This is a genomic window from Microbulbifer sp. (assembly GCF_036563125.1).
Taxonomy (GTDB): Bacteria; Pseudomonadota; Gammaproteobacteria; order Pseudomonadales; family Cellvibrionaceae; genus Microbulbifer.
In genome coordinates this window covers 1-6,776 of the sequence record NZ_DATCMV010000161.1, presented here as the reverse complement: position 1 = coordinate 6,776, position 6,776 = coordinate 1, and the positions used below count along the sequence as shown (strand labels likewise).

The window sequence follows — 6,776 nt, the reverse complement described above, 5'->3', positions numbered from 1 at the left end:
GCGGTTTGACGGCAATTTTCCGCCGGAAAAGAAATTGATGGTGGCGCTGGCCCCGCACACTTCCAACTGGGATTTTGTGGTGGCCATGCCGTTCATCATGGCGCTTAAACTGAAAGCGTCGTGGATGATGAAAAAGGAAGCGTTTTTCTTCCCGTTCAAAGGACTGTTCATGGCGCTGGGCGGAATTCCCACTGACCGCGGCGCGGCGGGAGGGCTGGCCAAGGAAATGGCGAGCCAGTTCAAGCAGAACGAAAAAATGTGGGTCGCGATTACTCCGGAAGGCACCCGCAAGAAGGCGCACAAGTGGAAGAATGGATTTCTGCGCATCGCTTACGCCGCGGACGTGCCAGTGCTGCTGGTTGCCTGGGACTTCCCCACCAAACGCATCTGTGTGGATTCCCTGTACCGGCCTACCGGTGATCTGGAGCAGGATATGCAGGAGATCCAGCGGCGCTTCAGTAAATACCGCGGACGCAATCCGGAAAACCAGACCGATATGGGCGAGCGCGCCTGAGAGCACGGAGGAGGGCAGCAGTGAATATCGTGATTACGCTCTGCCTGTCCTTCGCCGTGTTCGCCCTGATTGTCTGGGGCCTGATGCATATGCGCACACCGCGCTTTCGCATGGAGCGCAAGCAGTTCCAGCGCGGTCTTGAAGATGTGATTACCGGGCAGGCGGACGATAACGAATGGCGGGTACTGATCAGTTATCCGATGCGTCACGATCCGCCACTGGAGCAGCTCCGCCTCGAATGCCTGCAGATCGAGGAAGACGAGTACACCGGCAAGCCGCCCTACCTGTTTACCGAGCCCGGTCTGCAACAACTGCGGGAAGTGCGCGAGCGATTGCTGGCGCTGCCACCGCAGGATGAAACCGAATAATTCCCGATAAAAACCAACGCTGTAACTGGAGATCTCATGTTAAAGCCCCTGATGAATTTTAGTGGTGGCCTGGCCGCCGCGCTGCTGGTGACCGCGGCCCACGCCGTTGCCCTGAAGCAGGAAGATATCTCCGTGGCGGAAGTGCTGCGGGATCGCGCGCTGGAATCCTCCGATGCCTACAGCCACGTAGAATCCCTCACCGTGGAAGTTGGCCCGCGCCGCGCCGGTACCAAAGGCGATGAGCGCGCAGTGGCCTGGGCGCAGCAGAAAATGAAAGATCTCGGATTTGACCGGGTCTACACCGAGCAGATCGACGTCAAGCGCTGGGCCCGTGGTCACGCTCACGCAGAAGTTACCGCGCCGTTCCCGCAGCCGCTGGTGGTGACTTCCCTGGGTTACGGCGCGTCCACCCCGGAAGGTGGTCTCACCGCGGAAATCGTCGAATTTGCCGATGTGGACGCGCTGCTGAAAGCGCCGGCGCGCAAGGTGAAAGGTAAGATCGCCTTTATCAACAAGCGCATGGAGCGCGCCCGTACCGGCGAGGGCTACGGCCCGGCAGCGGCTGGCCGCAGCAAGGGGATGCGTGCGGCGGCTGAGAAGGGTGCGGCGGCGCTGTTGCTGCGCTCCGTGGGCACCGACTCGGACCGTTTTGCCCACACCGGCATGATGTCTGTCGACGGTGTGGAAAACCCGGTACCGGCGCTGGCGCTGTCGGCACCGGACGCCAACCTGCTGGAGGCCATGCTGAAGCGCGGCAAGCCGGTGCAGGTAAAGCTGAATGTGCACAACGAAGCACTGGCCGATGGTCCGTCCTTCAATGTCATTGGTGAAGTAGTCGGCCGCGAGAAGCCGGAAGAAGTGGTGATTATCGGTGCCCACCTGGACAGTTGGGATGAAGGCACCGGTGCCCTGGATGATGGCGCCGGCGTAGCCGTGGTGATGGAAACTGCGCGCCTGATTGCCGAGCTGCCCCAGCGTCCCCGCCGCACCCTGCGTGTGGTACTGTTCGGCGCCGAGGAAATCGGCCTTGTGGGTGCCAAGCAGTACGTCGAAGCCCATGCCAACGACCTGGAAAAAATTGTGATGGTTTCCGAGTCCGATTTCGGTGCCGGCAAAATCTGGCGCTTCGATACCCGCATCCCCGAGAGCAAGTTCGCCATCGCCGACCAGATGATGCAGCTGCTGGCGCCGCTCGGCATCAAGCGCGGTGACAACAAGGCATCCGGCGGCCCGGATGGCAGTGTGTTCGTGGCGCAGGGCGTGCCGGCCATGACCCTGCACCAGGATGGCACCGATTACTTCGACTACCACCACACGCCCAACGATACCCTCGACAAGGTGGATCCGGAAAACCTCAAACAGAATGTGGCGGCCTGGGTAGTGATGTCATTTTTGGCGACGGAAATGGAAGGTGATTTCGGTCGTGTGTCCACGGAACACTGATCCGGGACTATCCTAAAACGCTTAAAACCCCGCAAATTGCGGGGTTTTTTGTATCTTGTGAGCAAATTGACTTTGCCCTCATGCCTCGTCATGCTGCGGGCACTTTCGACGCTAATTTCACAACCCCAAACGTCAAGGAATGCACAATGGCCAATATCACCCTGAAAGGTAACCCCATCACCACCGTTGGCGATTTGCCGGCGGTAGGCAGCCAGGCACCGGCATTCACTCTGGTGCAGGGCGACCTGTCCGAACTCAACCTGTCGGATCTCGCCGGCAAGCGCGTGGTATTGAATATATTCCCGTCTGTGGATACGCCCACCTGCGCCATGTCGGTGCGCACATTCAACGAAAAAGTCGCGTCCCTGGAAAACGCCGTGGTGGTCTGTGTTTCTGCGGACCTGCCTTTTGCCATGACCCGCTTCTGTGGTGCGGAAGGCATTGCCAATGTAAAGCTTGGTTCTACTTTCCGCTCCAGCTTTGGCAGCGATTACGGCGTGGCGTTTGCAACCGGTCCGCTGAAAGGGCTGATGTCCCGCGCGGTGGTGGTGATCGATGAAAACGGCAAGGTTGCCTACACCGAGCAGGTGGCAGAAGTGGCCAGTGAGCCGGATTACGAGGCGGCGTTGGCGGCGCTCTGATCCCCAGCGTTAGCGGACGCCAGTGCCGTCCGCTGTTCCCGATAAAACACCCCGCATCCAGCGGGGTGTTTTGGTTTTGGGCGATGCAGCCTGTTCAAATCCCCGTTTGCCTTAAATCACAAGCTCGGCAAAAGTGGCACGATTTCCCTCTTGTTGGCATCAAGTTTGCAGCGCAGTTATATGGCCTCCAAAAGGGGAGGCGGGCCGCTATTGGCGCAACATTCAACGTCAATTGTGACTTGGTACCACTGAAGATGCTTTATCTGCTCCGGGTGGCAGATTAATGTACGTCTTGGCTGTACTGGTATCGCCTTGATCATAAAAAAAGCAAAGGGAACCCAATGACCAATCGTCGTCCGGGAGAGCTGGCTTCCAGCACTCCGCTTCTGAAGAAAAACCAACTGGCCTCTGCAGTGACCGCTGCCGTTCTGACTTCGGCGCTGGCTCTGCCCGCGGCGGCGCAGGTGCTCGAAATCGAGGAAGTGACTGTCACCGCGAGCAAACGCGAAGAGTCCGTGCAGGATGTGCCGCTGGCCATTACCGCGCTCTCCGGCGACTTCACCCAGAAAGTGAACCTGAATGATGTGAAAGACCTGGTGTCCTTTACACCCGGTGTCACCGGCAATAGCCAGGACAGTTTTATCGATGCAATCAGCGTGCGTGGTATCCGCACCCAGGACTTCGGTGTCGGCGGTGACCCCTCGGCGGCCTTTTTCAAGAACGACCTCTACGAGGGGCGCAATGGCTCTGCGGTAACCAGCCTGTACGATATGGATCGTGCTGAAATCCTGCGTGGTCCACAGGGCTTCCTGTTTGGCCGCAACTCTATCGGCGGTGCTTTCAGTGTTCACACCCGCAAGGCCGAGTTGAAAGACGGCGTGAGCGGTTACTTTGAAACCGATGTCGGCCAGTATGGTCGCTTTGCAACCGAAGGCGCCGCCAACATCGGCGTAAGCGACAACTTCGCCGTGCGTCTCGCCGGCTACACCTCGGAAGAAGACGGCTTCGTCAACAATACCTACCCCGGTTCCGCAGATCTGATCGCTCACTCCAAGCAAGCGCTGCGCTTTTCCACCACTTATGAGAAGGACGCACTGACCGTCCATACCATGGCGGAATACGAGTCGCGCGAACAGTCCGGCTCGGTTTACCGAGCGGTCGAAGAGGGCGATATCTGGGACGCATTCGTCGATTCCATCGGCGACCCGATGATGGGGGGCAATCCGCGCAAGGGCGATGTGGATGTAGATCGCTACAGTGGTGATGCCGATGATTCCGATGTGCTTACCCTGGGTGTACATGTCGATTATGAGTTCGACAAATTTACCCTGACCTCGAACACCGGTTACAAGGACCACGATTACTTCTACACCGAAGACTACGACGGCACACCGCTGAATGTGAACGACTTCGGCATGGATCAGACCGGCGATTACTTCCAGCAGGAAGTGCGGGTAACTTCCACTACCGATGGCCCGCTGTCCTGGTATGCCGGTGCTTCCTACTACAAGGAAGAGATCGACGCGAAGTTCTTGTTCCGCGGCGATGAAGATTATATGTGTGCCTATTACGGCAACTACTACTATCCCGGCAATGGCTTTACCGGCTGTTCCGACCTGTATGCCTATTACGGCTACGCCTGGAGCCCCTCCGCGGATGGCAAGCTTACCGAGACCGGGCATATTCGCGGCTCCTACTCCGGCTGGGCCTCCTACGTGAACATGGATTACGCGCTGACCGATACCCTTACCCTCGGCCTGGGTATGCGCTACACCCGGGATGAAAAGGACTTCGCCATCAGCGTTCCCACCCCGGACAGCGAGCTTGGTCCCTATTGGGCCTACGGTTTCTCCACTGATGGTTTCATCCGCGGCAGCGAGTCCTGGGACAAGCTCACCTCGCGCGCGATGCTCACCTACCAGCCGAACAATGAGGACACGTATTACGTCAGCTATACCGAAGGCTTCAAGTCCGGTGGTTTTGGCAGCTTCAACCTGGCGAGCAACGCCGCTGGCGACCCCGCCATTGGCAACACCGAGCTGACCCAGGCGGACGGCTTCGGCCCGAACGTGTTTGACCCGGAAGAAATTGATTCCTTTGAAGCCGGCTACAAGAGCACCCTGTTTGGTGGCCGTGCCCTGTTCGATATCACCGGCTTTATGTACAACTACACCGACCTGCAGGTGGTCACCTACGATGGTGGTGCATCCATCGTGAAGAACGTTGGTGAAGTGGACAGCTTTGGTATTGAATCGTCGATTACCGCTGAGCTGACCGACAACTTCAACCTGATGTTCTCTTTCGGCTGGTTGGATAGTGAGGCCAACAAGTTGCAGGACATCTGTGGTCTGGAGGATGCGGATGGCTGTGAGGGCAGCTCCCTGTTCTGGGCGCCGGAATTCGCCGGATCCCTGGTGCTGGATGCGCACTTCCCCTATGGCGACGGCGTTCTCACCGCCAGTCTGGAAACTTTCTGGGAAAGCGAGCGCGGTGGTGGCTGGGAAGGCCTCGAGACCACCAAGATCGATGCCTACCAGGATGTCGCCCTGCGTGTGGGATACGAGTCCAACAGCAACTGGCGGGTTGACGCCTACATTGAAAATCTGACCAACGAATTCACCTGGGACGGTCAGAACAACAACGGTGGGATACTGCCGTCGCATTTCTTCGGTCCCAAGCGTCCGCGGACCTTTGGTATGCGTTTCGGGATGGATTTCGACTAAGCAAGCGATCTCCTGAACAAAAAAGCGGTAGCGGCTCGCCGTTACCGCTTTTTTATTTGTCCCTTTTTTTGTTTGTCGGGTGCGCCGACGTATAGTGTCCGTTGCAGTAAGGGGATCACAGTGATGAACGACCGGCAGCTCAGCAAACAAGCATTTCTCCAACAAACCTTGTCAAATGGCCTCCAGGCACTGTCCCGCGGCGATATCGATACCGCGTCCAAATGTTGCCAGGCAGCGTTGAAGGTCCAGCCGGATCTGGTGCAGGGGCATTTTCTGGTGGGACTGGTTGCCCTTGAGTCGCAGCAACCCAAGATCGCCTTCAGCGCCTTCCAGTCGGTGGTCAAACTGCAAAAGGACCACCCCGCAGCCTGGGCGCACATCGCCAAGTTGTTCATGCGCGATGGGCATTTCAATGCAGCGGGCAATGCCCTGGAAAGGGCCGAGGACTGCGCCGGCGCAGACGCGGCGGTGAACGATCTGATCGGCACCGTGTATTCCATGATGGGGTATTACGATGAGGCCAAGCGCTGTTTCGAGCGCGCACTACAATCGGACCCCGAACATCCCGCCTATCTGCTGAACTATGCCAACAACCTGGTTTACCACGGTGAAACGGAAGAAGCAGAAGACGTATTCCTGAAAATTATTGCACAGCAAAATGACAGTCCTCAGGCGCACTGGGCCCTTGCCGGCGCGCGCAAAGCGCAGGACTCGTCCCATATTGAGGCAATGCGCACATTGCTGGCGCGCAGCAACATGCCACCACGGGCGCAGGCGTTCTATTACTACGCCATCGGCAAGGAGCTTGAGGATCTGCAGCAGTGGGAGCAGGCGTTTGACGCGTTTGCCCAGGGCGCCAGCGCCCGTCGCGAGACGGTCGCCTTCGACGAAGACGCCGAGCAGGCCACGTTCGATTATCTGCAGGCCCATTACACCCGGGAGTGGTTTGATCGCCTGGCCGAAGGCAACCCCGATGCTTCCCCCATTTTTGTACTGGGGCAGCCGCGCACCGGAACCACGCTGGTAGAGCGCATCATAACCGCGCACTCCCACGTGCACTCGGCGGGAGAGCTACAGCAATTTGGCC

General features: G+C 58.3%; 6 protein-coding genes. All 6 read left to right on the top strand.

Going from position 1 to position 6,776, the window contains the following annotated elements; translation table 11 throughout:
* Positions 1 to 514, top strand: a 514-nt coding sequence (locus tag VIL80_RS13650) for a 1-acyl-sn-glycerol-3-phosphate acyltransferase (protein ID WP_332036648.1), incomplete at its 5' end; no start/stop codon positions are given.
* 20 nt (positions 515 to 534) lie between these two features.
* The gene (locus tag VIL80_RS13645) at positions 535 to 882 is read left to right on the top strand and encodes a hypothetical protein (RefSeq protein WP_332036647.1); all 348 of its coding nucleotides are present in this window, start codon (positions 535 to 537) and stop codon (positions 880 to 882) included.
* A gap of 36 nt (positions 883 to 918) precedes the next feature.
* Entirely contained in the window at positions 919 to 2,325 is a 1,407-nt protein-coding gene (locus VIL80_RS13640; protein ID WP_332036646.1) for a M20/M25/M40 family metallo-hydrolase, read from the top strand.
* Positions 2,326 to 2,471: 146 nt separating this feature from the next.
* Complete coding sequence (tpx, locus tag VIL80_RS13635; protein ID WP_332036645.1) at positions 2,472 to 2,966, top strand: thiol peroxidase; 495 nt, start codon at positions 2,472 to 2,474, stop codon at positions 2,964 to 2,966.
* Between the two features lie 341 nt (positions 2,967 to 3,307).
* The gene (locus VIL80_RS13630; RefSeq protein ID WP_332036644.1) at positions 3,308 to 5,689 is read left to right on the top strand and encodes a TonB-dependent receptor; all 2,382 of its coding nucleotides are present in this window, start codon (positions 3,308 to 3,310) and stop codon (positions 5,687 to 5,689) included.
* 123 nt (positions 5,690 to 5,812) lie between these two features.
* Positions 5,813 to 6,776, top strand: a 964-nt coding sequence (locus tag VIL80_RS13625) for a tetratricopeptide repeat protein (protein WP_332036643.1), incomplete at its 3' end; no start/stop codon positions are given.

Coding starts and splice junctions, on each gene's coding strand:
- VIL80_RS13640 (WP_332036646.1), top strand. CDS start 919: ATGTTAAAGCCCCTGATGAATTTTAGTGGTGGCCTGGCCGCCGCGCTG.
- tpx (WP_332036645.1), top strand. CDS start 2,472: ATGGCCAATATCACCCTGAAAGGTAACCCCATCACCACCGTTGGCGAT.
- VIL80_RS13630 (WP_332036644.1), top strand. CDS start 3,308: ATGACCAATCGTCGTCCGGGAGAGCTGGCTTCCAGCACTCCGCTTCTG.